The 19,985-nt window shown below is 60.4% G+C and carries 33 protein-coding genes and 1 pseudogene; 7 read left to right on the plus strand and 27 right to left on the minus strand.

Features of this window, described 5'->3' with window-relative positions; genetic code table 11:
* The 12 genes from P5689_RS00005 to P5689_RS00060 form a co-directional block, all read right to left on the minus strand.
* Positions 1-333, minus strand: a 333-nt coding sequence (locus P5689_RS00005) for a DUF3383 family protein (RefSeq protein WP_285531539.1), incomplete at its 3' end; no start/stop codon positions are given.
* Entirely contained in the window at positions 240-914 is a 675-nt protein-coding gene (locus P5689_RS00010; protein WP_285531540.1) for an LIC_12616 family protein, read from the minus strand. The genes P5689_RS00005 and P5689_RS00010, both read right to left, overlap by 94 nt.
* 31 nt (positions 915-945) lie before the next feature.
* The gene (locus P5689_RS00015) at positions 946-1,251 is read right to left on the minus strand and encodes a hypothetical protein (RefSeq protein ID WP_285531541.1); all 306 of its coding nucleotides are present in this window, start codon (positions 1,249-1,251) and stop codon (positions 946-948) included.
* Positions 1,244-1,747: a hypothetical protein gene (locus tag P5689_RS00020; protein ID WP_285531542.1), complete on the minus strand. Its 504-nt coding sequence runs from the start codon at positions 1,745-1,747 to the stop codon at positions 1,244-1,246. Before P5689_RS00020 ends, P5689_RS00015 begins: the two co-directional genes overlap by 8 nt.
* Positions 1,747-2,190, minus strand: coding sequence for a DUF4054 domain-containing protein (locus P5689_RS00025; RefSeq protein WP_285531543.1), 444 nt, complete (start codon positions 2,188-2,190; stop codon positions 1,747-1,749). The genes P5689_RS00020 and P5689_RS00025 overlap by 1 nt, the downstream gene beginning before the upstream one ends.
* Positions 2,187-2,612: a hypothetical protein gene (locus P5689_RS00030; protein ID WP_285531544.1), complete on the minus strand. Its 426-nt coding sequence runs from the start codon at positions 2,610-2,612 to the stop codon at positions 2,187-2,189. The genes P5689_RS00025 and P5689_RS00030 overlap by 4 nt, the downstream gene beginning before the upstream one ends.
* A 2-nt stretch (positions 2,613-2,614) precedes the next feature.
* Positions 2,615-3,658, minus strand: a complete 1,044-nt coding sequence (locus P5689_RS00035) for a hypothetical protein (protein ID WP_285531545.1) — start codon at positions 3,656-3,658, stop codon at positions 2,615-2,617.
* Positions 3,658-4,008 carry a hypothetical protein gene (locus tag P5689_RS00040; protein ID WP_285531546.1) on the minus strand — a complete coding sequence of 117 codons (351 nt, stop codon included), beginning with the start codon at positions 4,006-4,008 and terminating at the stop codon, positions 3,658-3,660. Before P5689_RS00040 ends, P5689_RS00035 begins: the two co-directional genes overlap by 1 nt.
* A 35-nt stretch (positions 4,009-4,043) precedes the next feature.
* Positions 4,044-4,169, minus strand: a complete 126-nt coding sequence (locus P5689_RS00045; protein ID WP_285531547.1) for a hypothetical protein — start codon at positions 4,167-4,169, stop codon at positions 4,044-4,046.
* 12 nt (positions 4,170-4,181) lie between these two features.
* Positions 4,182-5,345 (minus strand): DUF2213 domain-containing protein, encoded by a 1,164-nt coding sequence (locus P5689_RS00050; RefSeq protein WP_285531548.1) that lies wholly within the window; start codon positions 5,343-5,345, stop codon positions 4,182-4,184.
* Positions 5,345-6,154 (minus strand): phage minor head protein, encoded by an 810-nt coding sequence (locus tag P5689_RS00055; RefSeq protein WP_285531549.1) that lies wholly within the window; start codon positions 6,152-6,154, stop codon positions 5,345-5,347. The genes P5689_RS00050 and P5689_RS00055 overlap by 1 nt, the downstream gene beginning before the upstream one ends.
* A complete protein-coding gene (locus P5689_RS00060) occupies positions 6,151-7,356 on the minus strand; it encodes a DUF1073 domain-containing protein (RefSeq protein WP_285531808.1) in 1,206 nt (401 codons plus the stop codon). The genes P5689_RS00055 and P5689_RS00060 overlap by 4 nt, the downstream gene beginning before the upstream one ends.
* An 86-nt stretch (positions 7,357-7,442) precedes the next feature.
* On the opposite strand from P5689_RS00060, the gene P5689_RS00065 reads away from it, so the two are divergent.
* Complete coding sequence (locus tag P5689_RS00065; RefSeq protein WP_285531550.1) at positions 7,443-7,658, plus strand: hypothetical protein; 216 nt, start codon at positions 7,443-7,445, stop codon at positions 7,656-7,658.
* Between the two features lie 92 nt (positions 7,659-7,750).
* On the opposite strand, the gene P5689_RS00070 is transcribed toward P5689_RS00065, so the two are convergent.
* From P5689_RS00070 to P5689_RS00085, 4 genes are all read right to left on the minus strand, one after another.
* Positions 7,751-8,977: a PBSX family phage terminase large subunit gene (locus P5689_RS00070; protein WP_285531551.1), complete on the minus strand. Its 1,227-nt coding sequence runs from the start codon at positions 8,975-8,977 to the stop codon at positions 7,751-7,753.
* Entirely contained in the window at positions 8,958-9,473 is a 516-nt protein-coding gene (locus P5689_RS00075) for a hypothetical protein (protein ID WP_285531552.1), read from the minus strand. Before P5689_RS00075 ends, P5689_RS00070 begins: the two co-directional genes overlap by 20 nt.
* Complete coding sequence (locus P5689_RS00080; RefSeq protein ID WP_285531553.1) at positions 9,449-9,799, minus strand: hypothetical protein; 351 nt, start codon at positions 9,797-9,799, stop codon at positions 9,449-9,451. Before P5689_RS00080 ends, P5689_RS00075 begins: the two co-directional genes overlap by 25 nt.
* 63 nt (positions 9,800-9,862) lie before the next feature.
* Positions 9,863-10,450, minus strand: a complete 588-nt coding sequence (locus tag P5689_RS00085) for a hypothetical protein (RefSeq protein ID WP_285531554.1) — start codon at positions 10,448-10,450, stop codon at positions 9,863-9,865.
* Between the two features lie 222 nt (positions 10,451-10,672).
* On the opposite strand from P5689_RS00085, the gene P5689_RS00090 reads away from it, so the two are divergent.
* On the plus strand, positions 10,673-10,963 hold the full coding sequence (locus P5689_RS00090; protein ID WP_285531555.1) for a hypothetical protein: 291 nt from the start codon (positions 10,673-10,675) through the stop codon (positions 10,961-10,963).
* A 153-nt stretch (positions 10,964-11,116) separates the two neighbouring features.
* On the opposite strand, the gene P5689_RS00095 is transcribed toward P5689_RS00090, so the two are convergent.
* From P5689_RS00095 to P5689_RS00130, 9 genes and pseudogenes are all read right to left on the minus strand, one after another.
* On the minus strand, positions 11,117-11,386 hold the full coding sequence (locus P5689_RS00095) for a hypothetical protein (RefSeq protein WP_285531556.1): 270 nt from the start codon (positions 11,384-11,386) through the stop codon (positions 11,117-11,119).
* 265 nt (positions 11,387-11,651) lie between these two features.
* The gene (locus P5689_RS00100; protein ID WP_285531557.1) at positions 11,652-13,139 is read right to left on the minus strand and encodes a DnaB-like helicase C-terminal domain-containing protein; all 1,488 of its coding nucleotides are present in this window, start codon (positions 13,137-13,139) and stop codon (positions 11,652-11,654) included.
* Positions 13,132-13,311 (minus strand): hypothetical protein, encoded by a 180-nt coding sequence (locus tag P5689_RS00105; RefSeq protein WP_285531559.1) that lies wholly within the window; start codon positions 13,309-13,311, stop codon positions 13,132-13,134. The genes P5689_RS00100 and P5689_RS00105 overlap by 8 nt, the downstream gene beginning before the upstream one ends.
* On the minus strand, positions 13,308-13,565 hold the full coding sequence (locus tag P5689_RS00110; protein WP_285531561.1) for a hypothetical protein: 258 nt from the start codon (positions 13,563-13,565) through the stop codon (positions 13,308-13,310). Before P5689_RS00110 ends, P5689_RS00105 begins: the two co-directional genes overlap by 4 nt.
* Positions 13,566-13,934: 369 nt before the next feature.
* Positions 13,935-14,234, minus strand: a pseudogene (locus P5689_RS15515) (DUF1376 domain-containing protein); the annotation flags it as partial.
* Complete coding sequence (locus P5689_RS00115) at positions 14,231-14,539, minus strand: hypothetical protein (protein WP_285531564.1); 309 nt, start codon at positions 14,537-14,539, stop codon at positions 14,231-14,233. The pseudogene P5689_RS15515 and the gene P5689_RS00115, both read right to left, overlap by 4 nt.
* Before the next feature lie 117 nt (positions 14,540-14,656).
* Positions 14,657-14,956 carry a DUF2312 domain-containing protein gene (locus tag P5689_RS00120; protein ID WP_285531809.1) on the minus strand — a complete coding sequence of 100 codons (300 nt, stop codon included), beginning with the start codon at positions 14,954-14,956 and terminating at the stop codon, positions 14,657-14,659.
* A 41-nt stretch (positions 14,957-14,997) separates the two neighbouring features.
* Complete coding sequence (locus tag P5689_RS00125; protein ID WP_285531565.1) at positions 14,998-15,240, minus strand: hypothetical protein; 243 nt, start codon at positions 15,238-15,240, stop codon at positions 14,998-15,000.
* Positions 15,237-15,425, minus strand: a complete 189-nt coding sequence (locus P5689_RS00130; protein WP_127100802.1) for a hypothetical protein — start codon at positions 15,423-15,425, stop codon at positions 15,237-15,239. The genes P5689_RS00125 and P5689_RS00130 overlap by 4 nt, the downstream gene beginning before the upstream one ends.
* Positions 15,426-15,811: 386 nt before the next feature.
* Here P5689_RS00130 and P5689_RS00135 point away from each other — a divergent pair, with 386 nt between their 5' ends.
* Positions 15,812-16,027 carry a hypothetical protein gene (locus P5689_RS00135; RefSeq protein WP_062164660.1) on the plus strand — a complete coding sequence of 72 codons (216 nt, stop codon included), beginning with the start codon at positions 15,812-15,814 and terminating at the stop codon, positions 16,025-16,027.
* 22 nt (positions 16,028-16,049) lie between these two features.
* On the opposite strand, the gene P5689_RS00140 is transcribed toward P5689_RS00135, so the two are convergent.
* Positions 16,050-16,568 carry a hypothetical protein gene (locus P5689_RS00140; protein WP_285531580.1) on the minus strand — a complete coding sequence of 173 codons (519 nt, stop codon included), beginning with the start codon at positions 16,566-16,568 and terminating at the stop codon, positions 16,050-16,052.
* A 207-nt stretch (positions 16,569-16,775) separates the two neighbouring features.
* Positions 16,776-17,516, minus strand: coding sequence for a P63C domain-containing protein (locus P5689_RS00145; protein ID WP_285531582.1), 741 nt, complete (start codon positions 17,514-17,516; stop codon positions 16,776-16,778).
* 374 nt (positions 17,517-17,890) lie between these two features.
* On the opposite strand from P5689_RS00145, the gene P5689_RS00150 reads away from it, so the two are divergent.
* From P5689_RS00150 to P5689_RS00165, 4 genes are all read left to right on the plus strand, one after another.
* On the plus strand, positions 17,891-18,289 hold the full coding sequence (locus P5689_RS00150; RefSeq protein ID WP_285531584.1) for a helix-turn-helix transcriptional regulator: 399 nt from the start codon (positions 17,891-17,893) through the stop codon (positions 18,287-18,289).
* Positions 18,290-18,395: 106 nt separating this feature from the next.
* Complete coding sequence (locus tag P5689_RS00155; RefSeq protein ID WP_285531586.1) at positions 18,396-18,632, plus strand: hypothetical protein; 237 nt, start codon at positions 18,396-18,398, stop codon at positions 18,630-18,632.
* Between the two features lie 181 nt (positions 18,633-18,813).
* Positions 18,814-18,990, plus strand: coding sequence for a hypothetical protein (locus P5689_RS00160; RefSeq protein WP_285531588.1), 177 nt, complete (start codon positions 18,814-18,816; stop codon positions 18,988-18,990).
* Between the two features lie 135 nt (positions 18,991-19,125).
* Positions 19,126-19,902, plus strand: coding sequence for a Rha family transcriptional regulator (locus P5689_RS00165; protein ID WP_285531589.1), 777 nt, complete (start codon positions 19,126-19,128; stop codon positions 19,900-19,902).
* Positions 19,903-19,985 lie beyond the last annotated feature (83 nt).

The following is a 19,985-nucleotide window of genomic DNA, read 5'->3' on the forward strand; positions in this document are numbered from 1 at the left end:
CCCCGTCCAGGGGAGAGACGTGATAGCGTCGGACGACATGAACGATGCCGGAGTCGAGTCCGGGCCATATCCTGCGAAGTAGAGGGTGGCAGGAAATTGGAACGCATTATCGTATCCCACGAAATACGCTTCAGCGATTTTGTATTCATTCGAACTGGTGCCGAATGTTACGCCGACGCTTGCAAGGTCATGAAATACCTTCGTAGTTCCGTTAGGGACTGCGGCTATGTCGGCAGTGATTACGAGGCCATTGAGGAAATCGAGGGTGCCGTTCGCCGGGATTGTGCCCGGCACGACCGACACGACGAGGGAGATAGGTGTTCCGACCGCCACGGGCGTTCACTCCTTGGGTGAGGGGAAAGAGCATCGACCTCGCGGAGATCGACGGTGATGGATTGGGCAAAGTCCTGAGGGGTCGAGACGGTGAAATTGACCTGGAATTTCAGGTCTGCCGTCCAGTTGTCCTCGTATTGCTTGTCGCTGTTGATGAAGCCGGTCTGACGCGGCTCAGAGGCGTAGAGAGGGGCCATGACGCCGCCTGTGGCGTTGCGCAGCCAGTCAGCCGCATACATGTCCCGCCAGAGGGCCACGACACGCTGCACGGCCTCGCCAGATACCGAACCGAAGGCCGATATCTGGACCGTGCACTCCATCGGCTCGACCACTTCGCGCGTCGTGCTGGTGTAGCGTGATGCGTTGGTGGCGATGCGCCGGCGAAAGAGCGGCGTGAAAACGATGAAGGGGCCGGGCGGGGCTGCCACCCGGTTAAGCTGGCCCTGCATCACCTCCACACCATTCGGCACGACCGTCAGGAGCCAGGACCGGAGCGCGGTGTTTATCTCGCGATCGGTCGGGGAGAGCGTCACATGGGAGAGGGGGCCGCTGTCTGCCGGGTCACAATCACTTTGGACCATTCGCCGAAACCCCATTCCTCGACCGGCTGCGTTACGAGCCAGTCAGAGCCGTAGAAATTGAGAAGATCGCCGCCAACTTGCAGCGGGCGGGAAAGCCCCTTGAGGCCGCCCGGATATCGACGGCGCGCATATCAGCCTGCTGGTTGATGCTGGCCACATGCTCAAGATCACCCGCCGAGACGGCCTGAATGTCGGCCTCAACGGCAAGGGTGAACGTCTTGAGCGTGACCGACCCATCAGGCTCAATCGTTTTCCCGTCCGAGCACTTCACCGTGACGGTTGTGGCCGGGTTGACGATCCCCAGCGCGCCAGAGGCGATGCCGAACACGTCAATCATCAGACACCTCGTGGCTGACTGAGCCAAGCATGAGCCCCGTGTCCACGAGCGGCTTGCATGCAGTCTCCATGTTCACCGACTTGAGTGTGCCTGTGCGTTTGGAGGACGCCAGACGGGCTTCAAGGGTTCTCTCCGAGATCGGCGCGAAGCTGCCTTCTCTGATGCTGGTCCTGATCTGGTCATCGATTATTTCGCCCACGAAATCCAAGGATCGATGCACGTCATAATCTGTCGCTTTGAGCGAGGTCGCGAGAGCCTTACCCCAGCCGTCTTGGTGATCGTTGATCGTTTGCCGCATGAAAGGACGAGGGGGTGAGGTCGAGGTTCCAAACTCGTTCCATTGCGCAACCTGCGCGACTGGGGTTTTGGCGGCGTCGGAGTATGTCCGACCGTCGATGAACCCCGCCTCGACAGTACCGCCACGCGCCACCTTCTTCGCGAGGTCGTCCAACGCCTTGCGCAGCTTGTCGCCGCCCCTGAGTACCTGCTTTGCCATCAGGGCCAGATCCTTGCGCGTGCGGAGCGTCCGGGGATGAACCGCATCTGTCGGAGATAGATGGTCGCCTGCCAGAACATGAGGCCATATTGCGTCTGGGCGAACCATGACTGATTGGCTGCTGTCGAACCGGCATCGAACGAGACCGAGACGCTGCCACGGGTGGCCGAGGCCAGCCGCCCGACGCTATCGGCCCCGCGCCCGCCCTGAGACTGGGGCAGGAACAGGAACGCGATATGCGCGGTCAGCAGGTAGAGCAGCCGCGTTCGCTTGGTTACGTCAGGCTCGGGGCTGTAGGCGCTGTTGTCGAGAATGGCGGTTGCCATATCGAACCGGGCCTGAGCGGCTGCCTCTGTTACCGAGGATGCCAACTCATGATAGGCCGCTGACCACGCCGCATAGTCGAACGTGACAACGCCCGGTTGCGGCACGGTGTCGGTCATCGGGTCGCGGTCTCCGCTTCCATGCCCTTGCGCTTCAGATCCTCAGGACTGACGCCCTCGAACCCGGTCTTTTCGGTCGCAAACTCGCGGGCCTTCGCATCGGCTGCACGCTCGGTCACTTCCGCAAAGACGCAATGGTTCTTCACAAGGTCGCTGTCCTTGTGCTGGGCGAGCCACTTATCCCAAAAGGATTTCTCGACCTGCGTGCGCCCGACACGACCCAGCAGGACATTGTCCTTGGGATGGTAGTCCGGCGCACGGTTGGCGCCGTTGACGGTGACGCTCTGGACGTAGCCGACCGGGCTGCGGTCGGGCTTGTCATCGGCGCTGAGTTTGGCACGCCGCTCCACATCACCATCAGGAGCAATGCGGAGTTCCAGGCCATGGGGAAGGCGGCAGAGAACAGTGACGGTATCAGCCATGATCAGATCCCCACCATCTGTGCAACAGCCATGGGACGCTTCCAGATCGTGCCCCATCCGCCACGGCTCATCTTCTGGCGTGCATTGGTCGAATACTGCTCGATACGGTGCATCGTCAGCTTCTCGGTGAAGGCGGTCGAGACCGTTTCAACCCCGTCGATCTCGGGCGCGAACATCTGCATGACATTGGCGCTGGTGTAGCCGCCCGACATGGTGACGCCTGCTTCCGGCAGGAACACGATCTCCATGTTCGGCCAGGACTGCTTGATGAGAGCAGCCAAGGTGACGCCGTAGGTGTTGGCGTAGTTCATGACCTGCGACAATTCGGACGGCACAACTACCTTGAGCCGCGTCTGATTGTCGATGTTGCCCATCAGCGCCTTGTTGAGCGCCGCGAACAGATTCACGAAGTCCTGATAGACGGCGTTCGGGTCGCTCGTGCTGGTCCACGCTGTGGCCGTCCCGGTCTTGACCGATGCCGTGATGGCTGCAGGCAGGGCAGGATCGTTCAGCGCGCCGTAGTTCTCAAGACCCGAGACGCCGAACAAATTGATGAGGTTCTGCTGCTTGGCGAGAACCGATACGCCCGCCGTGCGCTGCTCAGCCACCCACGGGATGCTTGCCGTTCCCATCATCTCCGACTCAAGGTCGCCGTACTTGGCCCAGGTCTGGAAGTGGAAGGACTGACGCGACACCCAATTGGCGTTCGCGCTGCTGTCGCCGCCCTGCTCGTAGTCACCATAGGCCACGGCGTAACCCGAGGACTCGATGACCGGGAACATGACGGTCTTGTTGGTCCGGTCGCCCTTCTTTTCCGAACCGTAAATCTCTTCGGATTTGGTCGGAGTGATGAGCTGGCGGATAAGCTGCGGATCGACGGTCGTGTTCAGGATCGCCGGGATGCCGCTGTTCGGGGCGGTTACGGCACCGAACACGGGAGCAGCGTCGAGCGCCACGCCCTTCTCGTCGGTGTAGTGCGTGACGCCGCGAAGGTTGATGCCCCAATCCATCGCAAGGCGAGGGGCCTCAGCGCGAAACGATGCCATTATTCGTTGCTCCCGGAGATCGGCGCAACGGCGCCGGAGATGATGATGGTTGCGCCAGCAGCGCCGCCCTGCGTGACGACGAAGCCTGTGGCGACGGTGCCGCTCGGAACCGTGCCAGCCGCGCCCGTCTGAAGGCTGCCGTCAGTGGTCGAGGCATAGACGGCCTGACCTGCTGTGGCTGCGGTGGAGGCAACGGCGAAGTAATCGCCACCCGACATGAGCTGCACGTTGAAGCCGCTCGGCAGGAGCATGGTGCTCTCGGCCAGATAGGCTGTGATGAGAGCCTGCTGATCGCGCAGAACGAAGCCCGTGGGAGCTTCGGAGCCGACCGGCTTGTTCAGCACGGTCACACCGTCAGCCTGCACCCATCCGAACGCGCCGACCGCTACGCCAGCCGAACCAGCGCGGAAACCGAGCGAGCCGGGAATGGCCGAGCGTCGGGATTGGCCGAGGCGATCCCGCCAGGGAAGCCGACCGCCCAGTTGTAATTGATCTTGTTGGGGAAACCCATCGGTCAGGCTCCTTATGCCTTGATGCGAGCAGACTTGCCCGCGATCGGGGAATCAGTGGCAACGGCGCTGTCGGCGGCGATGCGGCGAGGGGATGCCTGACGCTGCGTGACGACACGCCAGATCGCGGCCAGACCAGAGGCATCGGAAACGCCGTCAAAGGCCACGCCCTGATCGGCGAGCGCATAGCGATAGACTGAAGCGGCGCTGTCCATGCCATGCACGTCGCCAACGACCGGGCGAACGGCATCGAGAGCCACGCGCAGGGCTGCGGCCTTCTGTTCCTGCTTGGCCACGGCGCGGGCGGCTTCGTCACGAGCCATGCGGCGGGCGTCGGCAAGCGAGATCATCCGAGGGGCAGCATCGGCGGCCTTGCGGTCGTCCTTGTCGTCCTCTTCCTCGTCCATGGCATCGTCGTCGTCATCGTCCGTGTCGTCAGAGTCTTCGGCCTTGCGGTCCTTGTCCTCTTCTTCCTCGTCCTCGGCTTCCTTGCGGTCGTCCTCTTCCTCGTCCATGCACTTCTTCACATCCTCTTCCGAGGCATCGAGTGCGAGGCGACCGGCCTTCAGAGCGGCTGAAACCTTCGCCGCCGGTGACATGGGCTTGTGTCCAGCCATGCTCTTTCTCTCCAATGTTGGGGATGCGCTGTCGCCAATGATGGCGGTGTCAACGCGGGGTTTCTCGACCAGGGCGAGATGGTTGAAGCGGATGTTGACCATCTTTAGGCTGTATTCCTGCCCGTTGATGGTCCCGCTCTCAGGGACGATATCGTAGGCATATCCAGCGGATACGCTGCGCTTCGAGCCGTCCTGAATTCGTGCGATTGCGTCACCGTCCCAGATCGACAGTTCGCCGATCAGGTCGGGGGCATTGAATGAGACGTTGTTGACTGCGCCCACCGTGATTTCGCGGGGGTGAGCGTCGGCACTGATCGGCTGGTGGATCTCGATCAGTGGCTTGCCGTTCATGCTCGCTGCGGCATCACGCAGGGCATCGGCATCGCGATAGACCTGATACAGCACGTCAGGCTTGAGCCCGAGGCGTTCGGCGTCCTTGATCTCGCTGCCCCAGTAGGGCGAGACTACAGCCGCACTGAGGATGCACCGCTCGACGTGTAGATGGCCGTCATCATCGACCCGTCGAACGGATCGGTCGAAGGCCATGACCTGCTTTGTCATCAGTCATCAAATCCTGGGATGATCGGCTTGGAGACACACCGGCAATTCGGCTCGGAGCCGGGGAAAATCCACTGCCCGTCAATGTAGGCGCCCTTGTCGAGCCGGTAGCGCAGCTTGTCGCGACCGGCCTTGACGTGGCTCTCTCGCGGATGCTTGCCGCCGTGTGAGTGCTGCCAGATAGCCTCTGTGATGCCGAGCCCCATCTGACGGGTGCGGGTCATGGCCTCGCCAACCTTGCGGTTCTGGTCGCGGGCGATGAAGGCAGCGCGCCGATGCGTGATTCCGTATCGCTGCTTGAGATCCGCCGTCAGGGTGCCAAGATCGCCGCCGCGCAAGGCCGAGCTATAAACGGCTTGGCCAACGTCCTTCAGATATTGCTCAGGAATCGACTTGATCAGCGCCACATTTTCCGCCGCCGATAACGCCGCTTGTTCGCGCATAGCCTGCGACGGCTTGAACTTGATCGCAAACCCGTTGCGTTGCAGGTCCAGGCTCAGTTGCCGGTCAGCGTGGCTCTGAGCCTGCTTCACGAAGCGACGGGCCAGTTCGTCGGCGACCTCGTTAAACCGGGTCCGCCACCGCGCTGTGAGCTTGTTCATGATGCCCTGAAGCACCGAGGCAGGAGAGGCGTCCTGCGCCACCTGCGGCACAATCTTGCGGTAGTTCGCCTTGACCCAGTAATCGACGCTCGCCGCCATTTCCTCGACCAGATCAGTCAGGGCCTTGCGATAAGCGGCTTCCACTCCGGCGTTCGGGCGCTGCGGGGCGAGTGTTCGCCCTTTCGCGCTGTCGCACCGGAGTTTCGTCACTCTTCGCCCTCCGCCTTGCTCAGCAGACCCGACATGCTGCCGTCATCCAGATCGTCTTCAGGCTTTTCTGGGGCAGGGCCGGTCAGGTTCACGTTGCGATAGATGCTGGTGTCGTCCGTCGCCTCGCGTTCGCGGGCCTCGTCAGGCGATATCTTGCCCGAGACGATGTTCACGGCGTCGGTGTCGGACTTAAGCTTCTCGACCTCGGCAGCCTGCTTCTCGTCCATCTGCCAGAGGTGGACAAACTCGTAATCGATGTCCGGATCGATATCGCCCCAGAGATGGATCTGAACGAGGTTGAACATCCACCGCAGCGTTGGCTCGATCTGGTCCGCCTGCCATGCTGCTATCTCGTCGTAGAAGACGCGGATTTCGCCGTCAGACGAGGCGTTGAGGCCGGTTGGCTGAATGCCGAACAGCTTCACCAGCGGGATGCCGGGGATCGACGCCATGGCCTCCATGGCCTGTGCAAGTAGTTCGTTCAGGCCACCAAGCGGGGTGGCGAGGATCTTGACGTCCTCGCTGGTCTTGTCGGCGACGAACGTATCCTGCCCATCCGATACCCCTTGGAGGAAGTTCGCTCTTCCCGTCACAGAACTCGGGTTGATATCGCCAAAGTCGGAGCGTTCCGGCGTGGCCATGTTCCCGAACATGTCCGTCAGTAGGACCAGCTTCGAGAAGTTGGCTGCAATGCTCGACACGCTGTTGCGCAGGCGCAGGAAGTTGTGAACGTAGGTTTTGAGTTGCTGCGTGAGCGACAGGCCGCCGAAGTTGAAGGCGGGCGCCAGCATCTGAGAAACGGGGAAGGGAACCAGGCTCTTCATGCGGGACGAATGGACCCGCGATCCCTGAACCCACCAGACGGATGGCTTGTAGAAGTCATCACGCAGCGGCGTGTCGGCGTTGTAATTGGCCGGGGTCGTCCAGATCGGCTCAACGTTCGCAAATCTGCGAAGAGCGCCCTGAGCCATGCCGTTCTTGTTGACGCGCAGGGGCTTTTCCTGATCCAGCGCGCCGTAACCAAGATCTCCGACGTCAGCCCATACGTGGCCGATGCCGTAGCCGAGGCCATGCCGGATCTGCTCGCGGATTACCTCGCGGATGTGGAACGATTTGAAGGCCGTCTCGATCTCGGAGATGCGCTTGGCTGCGGCTTTATCGTCGCCCGGCGAGGCCGTCTGCTTCTTGCTGCGGAACCTGATCCACTCGCGGGTGCACTCCTGGCCAGCACATCGACCGGCTTACGGAACTCGGCCCGCTGCATCATCTGGGCAAGATACGGATAGCCTTGGAAACTCAGGCCGTCCGCAATGTAGCCTTCAATGATGCCAATGTTCTCGCCCGCCCACGCGCCGAACCCGGCGGGGAGGGACATGGCGTCATCCATCGCGAGTGCAGCACCACGCACGCCAGCCGGAGGCTGGTACGGCTGGAACGACCGCGTGGCCGCCTCAACCCGCGCCAGTTCGGCAAGATCGGCATCCTGCGCAAACCTTGCGAATGAAATGCGTGGCTCTTTCCTATCGGTAGGACGCGGCTCTACTCGCACAGCCGGAGTTGCGGCCTTGCGGGTGAACCAAGCTGCCATGGATGGGCCTATCGTCTGCGGTTGGGTAGGGCGTTAAATGCGGAGAAGTCGGGAGCCTTGCGGCGGTTCTGGATCAGGGGCGAGAGGGCATAGCGCAGGGCATCGATGCCGTGGTTCCACTTGTCTTCGAGCTTAGGCAGGATCAGGCGCGCATCTCGCGGGTCGACCTTGTAGGAATACATTCGGAATTCCTTGGCGATCTGCTCGCAGCGTGGGTGCACCACGATCTTGCGGAACGCTTTGATGCGCTCGATGCCGTCCTCAACACAGCCTTTCCATTTCTCGGCTGGCATGATGCGAAAGCGATGCCGGTTCGCCATGTAGCTGATCGTCTCTGGCCTCGCGCAATCGGCCAGGATCGGCCAGTCACGCGAGCCCGGCACCCGGTCGAACAAGGTGGGCAACTCATCCATCTCTACACCGAGGCCGAACGCTTCCTGATCGACATAGAGCACGTCATCATCGATGAATGCCCGGATGAGCGCCGTTGGATCTTGTGAAAATCCCCAGTCAGCCCCGAAGTAGAACCGGGCGTTATCCGGCGTCTCAAATTCCTCAAACGACACGCGGTGCCGGAACACAACCGCTTCGCTGATCGTCCTGCATTCACCTTCCCAGACGTGCTCGTAAGCCTCCGGGTCGTGCCTGAGCAGCAGTTGCCGTTCGGCGTTCAGTTCAGGCGGAAACCACGGGTTATCCTGCCAGCCGACCTTGCGGACCAGAGCGCCGCCCTCGTCCTGCAGCATCAGCATAAGCCGGTGCATGGGGTCGTCGTCGTGCTCTGGATTGTAGGTGAACCAGAGTTCGGACCCGGCCTTACGAATGGTCGGGATCAGGATATCGAGCGACGACTGGCTGACGGTCTGACCTTCCTCGACCCAGCAGATATCTACGCCTTCTGTGGACTTGATGCCCTGGATATTGCGGGCAAGGCCCTTGAACAGAAACTCTGCACCCGCCTTGGATGAGATGCTTGTTTCCTGCACCTTGAACCATGGCGTCAGTCCCAGAGCTTCGATCTGGTCGGCCAAGAGCCGCTTGACTGAATCATTGATGGAGTTCTGAAACTCGCGAACGCACAGCACCCGGATCGGTCGGGTTGCAGCCAGCGCCACAAGAACACGCGAAACGGTCCAGGATTTGGAAGAGCCGCGCCCACCATACCAGACCCGGTAACGGTACCCGCGCCCAAAATCACCGAACGCAGGCGGGATTTCAATTCTCGTCTGGCTCATCTCTTGATTGGAAAGGCGCAATCACCAGCGTCGGCATCTGCAACGGCGCTCCATCCACCCCCGTCATTTCTTGCGTCACCTTGTCGCCGTAAACCTTGGGCATCATCTTCGAGAGGAACCACTTGCGGGCATCCACTCGCAAGCGCGAACGCTGCACCACGTCTGAATTCACGCCCTCCGACCCATCCTCTTTCGTATACGTGTCGTTGGTCCCATCGTCCGCAATCTCAATGGTTTCCTCTGCCATGGAGTGCAGACCCATCTCTTTTGCGCGTGCGTATTGCGCGGAAAAACCTTCCCGATCATCGACAACCCATCCGCGAACGGTGGACTCCGATGGGAAGCGTTCTTCAGTGCATATGCGGCGCAGGGATTTTCCTTCAGCGAGCAGAAGGCAGATATCGCGCGCAAGCTCAGCGCAATATCCGCTCGGCCTGCCACGGGGGGCAGGAGCTTCGGCCTGTGCTTCAGCTACCTTCCCCGGTCGCTTCGCCATCCGTCTTCTCTCGCCTGTATCTGCATCTCACGCGCCACGAATGACGCCACCTGATCGGCAACAACGAGCGCCACTTTTCCAACGCGCTCTTGCCGGTCCGCCATCCTGATCATCTGGGGTGCGCATCGGACGACGCACTCGCCACGGATACCCAGACGGAAAGCCTGCGCCCAATGAAGCGGCATGTCCGATCGGTGCCGGTTCTCAGGATCTGCAAGGATTATGCACCCGGCAGCGTCGTCGCCATTGGCGGCAACCACAATAAACCGGGCGTCATTCACGCGCAGCACGTCGCCTCTCTCCAATCGAACCGACTGAGGGAGCATGACGAACCGCGCAATTTTGGAATTCTAGCGAGAATTAGCACGCGGTTTGGTCAAGGTACAGCGTTAATTGCGCACTGCCTCTGCGAGCCGCTTCTGTTCCGCTACTGCGGCGCGATAGATGGACGGCAGCAGCTTGAGCAGCATCACGGCGCGTTGTCGGATCGCCTTGCCACCCGGCGTTCCCTTAATGTGGGGCACAAGGTCGCGGGCCATCTCGCTGAACGAGTGTTCGGCAATGAGCAGGCGGACGAGGAACTGGTGAGTGTCAGCCCCGAGACTGTCACGGATCAGCGCGATACGGTGCCCGCCATGCGCCCGGTTGAGCCCGAAAGTAATGGCATCGCCCTTCACGTAATCGTCCGGGACAGGATCGCGCATGAAGTCGGCATACCCGAAATTCGCGTACTGGTAATCGTCTATCCAGTGTCTCGCGACCGTTTCGCTCTCGGAACTCAGTTCGCCGGATTCACGCAGAGACAGGAGGGCACGCACTTTTTTGCGGCTGTCACGAGCGCCGAAATAGTCCGGCTTCGTCATGCGCTCCGGAGTGGGGCCGAGCGGCTTTGCGGATCGCACGGCAAAAGGCCGATCCTCCGCTTTGGGCTTGGACATTTCGGAGATCGTTGCTGCGATTTCGGGGGATATGGCCATACCCAAATCCTACCAGAACCAGCCCCCCGGTACAACGAAAACCCCGTCAGAACTCCACCAAAACCGCCACCGCATCGGCTGGCGTGGCGCCCTGCAACCAAAGCCCGATCCAGAACCCCGGGTCGTCGTCCGTCACGCGCTGGTCGGGGTCTCGGCCGGCGAGTGTGTCGGCAAGGTCGCACCATGTGGGGAAGGGTAGGCGGGTCACTGGCGGTCTCACCGATGAGCAAATTTGATTTTGCCGCAGTGCTCGCACTGCAAGACATACTTCGCGCCAACGCAGACCTCGAAATCATCCACGATCCGCACCTTGTCGACCAGCGTGAATTTATGCCGACACCGGCGCATCAGCCAGATACAAAGCGGAACGGTTATTATGGCGAGCGCTATCAGGTGTTCCATCAAACCCCCTCCCCACCAGAAGCGCGAAAAACCTTCCCGTTCGCGCGAACATCCACCGTCCCGCATTTCCGCACGACCACGACGACTTCACGCGGAGGTCTGATCGAATAGGCGAGGGACCATAGCCCGAAGGCGATTGCGAGCGTCACAGGACCGTCGATCCATTCAGCGTCGAACGTCATACGCCAGCCGATGACCCAGAGCAGAGCAGCGCCGACCCCGAGCAGTCCAAACGCGCACCACTTGCCGAAATTCTTCATCGCATCACCGAATGACATGCTTGAACCCCCTCAGACGGAAACTTTCCTTCGACGTCACAGGAGCCCATTTCCACCCCGTACAGCCCGTTCCAATTTCCGCCGGTGAGTTTGTCGTCTCACGCTCTGCACCGCCATCAGCGGCCCGCAAATTGGCTCTCGCGGCATGATACGGCAGTGGCTTGGCGATCAGGTGCGTTGCGTCCACTCGTTCGGCCCATCGCGTGTCGATGTCCATGAGGTCGGTCGGGATCGCCCGCTTCGTCGTTTCGCTCATGGTGTGCGTCCTGGGGTAAGAAGCACAAGGGCCGTTGTGAACCTTCTCCGCAACTCGTCCATCGCCGTGCCTGGGCGGTCTCCACCCCACGCGCTCGGGTTGTCTCTGAGCCATTTCTCTCGTTCCGACTGAGAAGCGACAGCCCATGCAGTCGGGTTGAACGGTGATGTTCCTAACGTTTCGCTCATGCCCGATCCTACCACACCCCGAGTCCCGTTTGTACCGAAATCGCCCGGATTTGCTGGGTTTTTCATGGTTTTCTCCATCACCAGGCCGCGCTATTCTGGCGCTCGTCCGAGCCCCGGAACCATGTCGAAGGCCCGTCGAACTGCATCCCGACAATTCCGGTCCTGCCGCCTCGGTTTTTGAGCACGATCACCTCGGCCAAGCCTGTGACCTGGCGCAGTCGATCCAGCACTTCGCCTGATCGCTTCTGGTACGCAGCATCGCTCTCGCCGTTGTTCCTGCTCACATCGCCATCTTCGCCAATCCGTAGTCGCAGCGCCATTTCCTCGCGATAGAGCGCCATCACACAGCGGGCATCCTGCTCGATTGCGCCACTGTCGCGGATATCGGACAGGGAGGGGCGGCGGTCCTCGCGGTTCTCGGATTGCCGGTTAAGCTGGGATAGGGCGATCACTGGAACGTTCAATTCCCGCGCCATACGTGCCACGTCGCGGCTGATCTCGGTGACTTCCGCCGTCCGGTTGCCGGATCGCTTCACGGCGGCGCTGGCCTCCATGAGTTGCAGGTAGTCGAGCGCGATGAACGCCAGGCCCTGCTTCTGCCTTTTCATGCGTCGGGCCCGTGTGAGGATCTGCTGAACGGTCGCGCCTTCCCGGTCATCGACCATAAGCGGGATATCTCTGGCAGCCATACCGGCCGAGACGATCCGCTCCATGTCCTCGCGGGAAAGCGGCCGGCGCTCACCATCTGCGAATTTCCAGTGGCCGGTCATGACCGCATCGACCGGCATCCCGACCTTGCCAGCGATAGCCTTGCTCATCAGTTCCTCGGCAGACATTTCGCCGGACCAGATCAGGCCCCGGCCGTTGCGTTGGGCAGCCCGCATCGCGATCCCCAGCATCAGGGACGACTTACCCACGCCCGGTCGTGCCGCGATGACATACACGCCGCCCGGCTTCAGGCCGCTCAGGAGGCCGTTCAGACCCTCGTACCCGGTATCGATACCAGAAAGGGCGCTCCCTGCCTTCCACGCGGCTTCTGTGGCCTCTAGGAGCATGTCTATCGCGTTTGCCGAGGTCTTCATCGGGCGTTCGGTGTCGCCAGTCAGTGCGAGACGCTCGATGCGCTCCTGCAATTCCTCGACCAGAACCGCGCCGGTCTTTTCGCCGGAGTGCACCACGTCGAGGATCAGGCTTTCGCCTTCCTCCTTCAGCGAGCGCAGGAGTGCAGTGTCCGCAATGGCCTGGGCGTAACCGCGCATGACTGGCTTGCCGACGAACGCCGTAGCGAGCTTGGAGGCAGAGGCTTTCCAGAACTCAGCCGTTTTCGGGTTCGTCTCGGCCTCTCCGCGGATCGTGATGAAGTCGCAGGCCCTGCCGGACTGGATGCGGTCACGGGCGATCCGGTAGATCTCCCCCAACGCCTCGGACGTGAAAGCCCCCGGCGTCAGGAGGTCATCGACCAGTTCGAGCGAGCCGCTGTTGAGCAACACGCCGGCGACAAGCGAGCACTCGGCCTCGAACGTGTCGAGCGACCGCTTGGGCGGGAGGAAGATGGACTCACTCACGGTCATTCCTCCCGAATTGAAGATCTGCGATGAGGCGAAGCGCCTTGGCCGTAGCCTCGATCTCGTCCTCGATCTCGTCACGGCTCAGGCCGCCTTGCACGATCGCGTCGGCAAAAGTGCTGTTCATGCGCTGCCGGTTCGTGAAGAACGGCTCGGCTATGTGCTGGATCATGCCCGTGCTCCTTCTGCGAAATCCTGGATCATTGGAGGCGGTCCCTGGCATCCCGTTCGGGCCCATTCGCGCTTTGCCGCCTTGTGCGCGGCTTCGACCTCAGGCGGATATTGCGAGGCGATGGGCTTGGCCGTTGCGTGGATTACGCTCTCGTCGTTCCACCGCTCTCCATTGAGCCAGGAGGCTGGGTGCGGGCGGAAGTCTTGGCCGTTGCGGACGTTGTCGCCAAAGGGCCACGCTGAGACGGCGCGCATGATCGCCTCGTGCCCGATCTTGCGCCGGGCCCTGTCGTAGGCCTTCCGAGCCGATGCCTTCCCATCCTTGCGTGGGTAGGCGCTCCAGAAGGCTTCGAAGTCCCTGGCCGGGCCCTCTGTCTCGTTTCCCGAGTTTGCGTCTTCGGTTTCGAGTTCGAGCGTCGGTTCGTCCCCCGTGGGGACTATAGGGGTATTCTCCCTCTCCCTCTCTATGGCATTGCCGTGGGATATGCCGTGGCATTCCCGTGGCTCTTGTGAGTCCGATGCCGTGGCATTGCCGGTTGCGCGGCCAGACTTCTCCCAACGCTTTGCGGCTCTCTCGCGCTGTCGCACGCGAGATTCCCAAGCGTGGCGGGCTTTTTCGGCCACCGTAGGGTGGTATAAACGGCCATCAGAACACAGCACCCAACCACGCAGAGCCATCTCTTTGATGCGGCCCCACCGTGAGCCTGAACCCGAAAGATGGGCAAGCACTCGGTCATCATTCGGGAGGCTCGACGCGGGAATTTGGAGCCACGACTTGCACCAGAGCGCAACAGCGGCCTTAAATTCCTCTCCCGTAGACAGCGCAAACATGTCGCTATCGACCAGTCTGGACACGTCCAATTGCATGAATGGGAGCCCCCGCAGGTCGCAATCTGGGGGCGTCAGGGGTTCTGGTTTGATCATCCCACCACCTCGCGAATGGTCACGACTGTCCGCTGTTCGGCGCGCTTGCACTTGATGCCGATCACCTCGATTTTGGCGTGTTGCGGAGCGTCATCGACAATGAAGCCGAGGCCGCGCTTGTTCCGCACCACCCGCTTGGCATCTGCCTTTTTCTGGTTGAGCAGGCGCGGCGTCGTCAGGCTGTCGATCAGGAACTTTGCACCACCCTGGAGGCCATCATTATCCGGCGACCCCACGGAGTACCGCTCAATCACGACATGCGCCTTGCTGAACGGCTCAGGAGGGCGCAGACCAGTCGACGCCATAGCGACAGACCGGGCCATCTTCCGGCGCATCCCAGTGAGCGCAAACCGGCTCTGCCCGATGCTGTGATTAAGCAGCGGGAAGGGGGCGGGGAGGGTGAAGGTTATTTCTCGCATAGCTCACATCCCAAGCGCACGTCTGTAGATATCGAGCAGCGTTTCCTGCTCCTCGATTTCGTTCGGCTCTTTCTTGCGCAACTTGATAATGTTCTTGATCGTCGCGACATCGAAACCGGCGCTTTTCGCTTCCGAGAAAATATCCTTGATGTCACCGGCAAGGGCTTTCCGCTCCTCCTCAAGCCTCTCGACTCTTTCGATCACGGAACGGAGGCGCCCCACGGCGATGCCGCCCACATTGGACTCAGGATCAGCAGCCTGTCGCGCACGGCTCGCAGCGGCTTCATCAGGATCAAAAAACATGGTCTCGCCGCTGTTGTGGCCTGTCATGTCGGTTGCGTTGGTCATGAGCGGGGCTCCTCGATAAATTCGTAATGCACGGTCACGACCTGGACGCGCTTGATATTGGCAGCTCGCAAAACATCATCCGAGAACTGGTCAGCTCCTCGGGCATGCAGTTGATTGTTGAGCTTCTGCTTGCTGAAACCGCCTCGCTCCGCGAAAGCTACTTGGCTCCCGGCACGGTAAATTGCGCCTTTTACTATCCGCAGCACGTCGATTTCATCGATCTGGTTGGAGCGGGTCATTTCTGAAGCTCCTTCCGTGCTGCTTCGAGCGCTCGCTTGTAGCGATCGACCTCAGCCAGCGCCCAAGCCTCGAAGGCATCCCAGTCTTTCCAGACGATCCGCAGAAACGTCAGACGGTATGAAGGTGGAGGGCCTGCATCTCTTCCGATGCCAAACCGACCGACCTTGATTTTGAACCAAGGCATAATTCTTGCTCCCGCGCCGCACGGCGCTCAGCAACGAGGCGTTCAACCTCGTCCGCTATGGATGAACACGAGGCCATCAGTTCGATCAGTGCTTCCGCATCGGGAGCATTGGCGCCTGACAGCCAATTCTTTGCGGCCCGTGGCGTCTTGTTCGCAGCACGAGCCAGGTATTCGGCTGCAGACCTGAAAGGGCGAAACTCGCGCGCTATGGCCTGCAGGAGTGAATCTCGAATTGAGAGGGCTGCAGCACTCATTGGCCGCGCACTCGCCGGAAAGGACCGATTTCGGTCCATTTGAGACTGAAATAGGTCCGAGAGAGACCGATTATTTCCCATGTTTTTCCTCCATCATCTGCCTTGTCACCGGCAGTTTGAGGGAGTTCAGAATTGGACGACGACACCACCACCCACGAGCACGACAAGCCACTGGTCGAGGCAGATGCGAGAAGGTTCACGCAGCGGTTGGATACGCCCGTGATCGCTCTCGACATCATGCGCGCCGCCCGGCTCTGGTCGGTGCTGCACCCGCACGCTACGGGCCAGACGCGCCAACGTCTGGTCGAGCAGTTTGCGGCTGCGGTGGGGGTCGTGGTCGTCATTTGATGGTCAGGGTGCTTCGCTCATGTCAGCGCGCGCCCATCTGCGCGATATCGCGTTGAGCGTCGGCCCATGAGACACCGGGCATCATCACGCCCCAGGTCTCTGGCGAACCTGCAGGCAGCGGCTCAATGCGCGTGATCTTCGGCTTGCTCTGCGGCTGTTCGGCGACGACTTCCGATTTCTTGACACGCTCGATAACGGCCAGCGGAATCCCGGATAGATCGCGGATTTCGTATTGCCGCCTGGTCGGCACCCGGTTCCAATACCTGATCGCGTGCCTCGATATTCCGAAGTGCGCTGCAAGTGCTTCGATGCCGCCACAATCGCGCACTACGTCCTCAAGGGAGTAATCGTCATACTTCGGGTCGATATTTGCCGGACCAGACGCTCTTTCTTTCTTGCTTCGGCTCCCAGTGGCATTGCCTCCACAATGTGCACCGCAAGCCACGCTGCAGAAGCGGCGCGGCAGCCATTTGGAAAGGCGTACGCCTGGCTTACGGCTGAACGTGGCTCCGCAATACTCGCAGTTCTTGGTGTCGCTCATTTCTTGCCCCCCTTGCGCTCGAGGCGGCTTGCGATGCTCTGCAAATCGAGCGCGGAGACGGTGCCGGTCAGGGAGAACGGCGGCTTTGTGGCTGGGGCGCTCATGGACGTTCCTCCGAGCTTTCGGCCCGCGTCACGCCGGACGCCCAGACGAGCAGGCGAATGGCAGCGCAGGTGGGAATGACGATTTCGAGGAAGTGCAGGAGGCTCATGGGCGGGCTCCTTGCGCAGCGGACAGGCCAAGCCGTTGCTCATTGAAAGCAAAGCCGATCTGCGTGCAGGATTTCGGGAAGGTCGCATTGAAGATGTCATCGAAATGACCAATGCTGTTGGCGATGCCGAGCAGGGTATTCAGCGTTCGGATATGCTGGTTGAACACCTTGTCGTGCTCAGGCTTCAGCATCTGATGATGCCGGAACGCCCGCTGATACTCCGCTGCGCCATTATCGTTGGCGCGGAGGATCTTCGGGTTTGCCTCACGGATGACCTCGAGCCCGATCTCGCCGAACAGGAAGTCATAGACATACCGGTTGATGAAGTGACCGCAGTTCGGGTGATTGTTGCGACCGGTCTTGGCCAGGCCGAGAACGCGATGAAGGTTTACGAAGAACGGCTTCTCAAACCGCTTCTCCCATACGCGCACTTCGGGCGAGAGGATATTAAGGCGCAGGAGGTCGCGGGTGACGGGCTGGTTGCGGCGCATTTCGATGAACGCGACCGACACCTCAACCATCAGATCAGACGCGATCGGCTTGTCAGAGCGGCTGATGATGTAAAGCGCCTGCGCTTCCGTAAACCAGAAAGCACGCCCCTGGCGTCCGCCGCCTTGCTTGCTCGCCAAGTGCTCCGAGCGTACTTGGTTGATTTTGTTGAGATTTCCAAGATGATCTCGGACAAGGCGACGAAAAGACTTCACATCGCCGTAGCCAAGATGATCGGCGAGATCCACGTCGCTGACGCGAAGTTCGCCGTCAGACTGCGTTTCGATACGGAACGGCACGATCTCTGCAGTCATGGGCGGGCCTCCGTGGGGGTGCGGTCGGGGAGGGGGTGCAAGGACAGAAAATCATCGGACGTGACCTCGCCATTCGTCGCCTCGATTATGCGGCGCATATTCGCCGGACGAGGGAAGGAGATGCCGCGCCGATAGCGATTTACGATTTGCCGAAGACCAATGCCGGACAGGCGCGCGAACGCTGCGTCTGTGATCCCGCGGTAATTCAGCCACTCATCAAGTGTCATGCCTAACGGTAACTCGTTTGGTTACCTTCGGTCAACGAAAAAGATACCGCATGGCGTCACCAAACGGGTTACACAGTGAACATGTCAGGAAGCACCGAGAAGCAGGCCGCCGTGGCCGACCGTCTTTCGAAGAAGATGCGCGAGGTGGGAATTTCCCAAAAGGAACTCGCTGACCTCGCAGGCACGTCAAAACAGCAGATCTGGAAGCTGGAGAACGCGAAAGTCAGTCTCAAGCCCCTATGGGCTGAACGCCTAGCGCCTCATTTGAACGTCACCCCTGCCTGGCTTCTGATGATCGATAGCAACCAGACGGATGCTCCGCCTGCGAGTTCGAACGACCAACGTTTGAAGGAGGCGCTCCATTCTAAGCAGGAGCAGGTACTCCTCGGAATTTGGCGTCACCTCTCCCTCGCCCAAAGGAAGCACCTCCTTGGGCTCATGGAGGCGATCATGGCTGATCGAGACACCAGTGCTGCTTGAGGGAATCGGGTCATGTCGTTCTGCCTTTGCCATGCAATGCATTATGAGAACAGAACGAGAACATTTCAAGCGCGGGAACATTGCGGTTTGGTGAGGGGATAAGGCGATGGACAAAGAATTCCCAGGATACAGACAGAGAAACCAGGAAGAGCTGCAGATGGCTATTGCCTCGGTCGCTCTGCGTGTAGCGATTTTATCCAGAGAGCTGGAGAGTTACATTCTGCCAAAAAACGCTCTGCTTCACGAACCTAACCCGATTGCGTTGGCGCAAAATATTGGGGCGGTGGGGGATGTGATGATGGAAATGGCTCGTGATTTGCTCGGAGTAACCGAGGATGAGTGAGTCGGCGGAGGCACTGCGGGCGCGATTTCGACAGGAGAGTAATAGGATAGGGATAGGCCCAACTCCGACTATTGACGGTGGCGGTGGCCCTCCCCATGATTCTGATATGGAACGTCGAGTAGCAAACTTAGAGACTGACATCAGAGATGCCAAAAAGGATCTCACGGATCTCAAGGTCTCTATGGCTGAGATGAAGGGGACACTGGGCGCAGTAGCCTCCTCGACTGCGCGCCTTGAGGCACGCCTTCCATCCGTCTGGCAGACTGTCACCGTGTTTCTTTCTGTCGTGGCTGGATGTGTCACCCTGTTCTCAGCAGCCATAGCAGCGCTCGTCAAACTAGGGTTGTTAGGTCATTAACACTGGTATGATGCTAGAAACCCGGCCCAGCCGGGTTTCTTTTTGTGTGGACGGTAACCGTTTTCGTCACTTTCTTGTTGACGACGGTATCTGATACAGTTACCAATACCCCATCACCACCGATGGGGAAGCCAGATGGCAACCGAGCCAACGATCACAGACGCCTTTTCCGCACTGACTATGTCGAGCCGCGAGATTGCGGACCTGACGGGCAAGCGGCATGACCATGTTGTTCGCGACATTGAGAAGATGCTCTCGGAGATCGGCGAGGGTCTCCCCAACTTTGGGGACACCTACCGGAACGAGCAGAACGGCCAAGAATACCGCTGCTTCAATCTTCCGAAGAACCTGACGATCGTTCTCGTCGCAGGATACCGGGCAGATATCCGCCTCAAGATCGTTGACCGCTGGATGGCTCTCGAAGCTGCAGCATCCGCCCCCATCGCCTCCCATGACTTCTACGTGCCCCAGACCAAAGCTGAGGCTCTGCGCCTCGCCGCCGATCTGACCGAGCAGGTCGAGGAGCAGCGCCAGCGTCTTGATGTGGCCGAACCCAAGGCTGAAGCGTTGGACAAGATGAGCGCTCTGAACGCCGAGCCGAAAGGCGTTCGCGATGTAGGCCGCCATTTAGAGATCGGTCAGAGCAAGGTTGCCGATTTGGTTGTGCAGTGGGGCTGGGCTTGTCGTGAGAGCGGGAAGCTCAAGCCGACGCACTATGGCCGCGAGAAGGGATACACGGTCCTTACGTCGCGTGTCTTCACCAACAAGACCACGCACGAAGAACATGTCGTTCTCGATTTCAAGATGACGCGCAAGGGCATCAACCGCATGGCCGTTCGGCTGGCGAAGGAAGCCCGCACGAAGCCGCGCCTTGAGCCCGGCATGGCCGCAAAGATCAACAACGCACCCTGACCCCGCTTGACGCGACCCCGGTACGCCGGGGCCGAACAAGCCGGGTTTCCGGCCAGTGTTTCCAGTGATGGAGAGAGAAGATG

Source organism: Asaia sp. HumB (assembly GCF_030263835.1).
Classification (GTDB): Bacteria; Pseudomonadota; Alphaproteobacteria; order Acetobacterales; family Acetobacteraceae; genus Asaia; species Asaia bogorensis.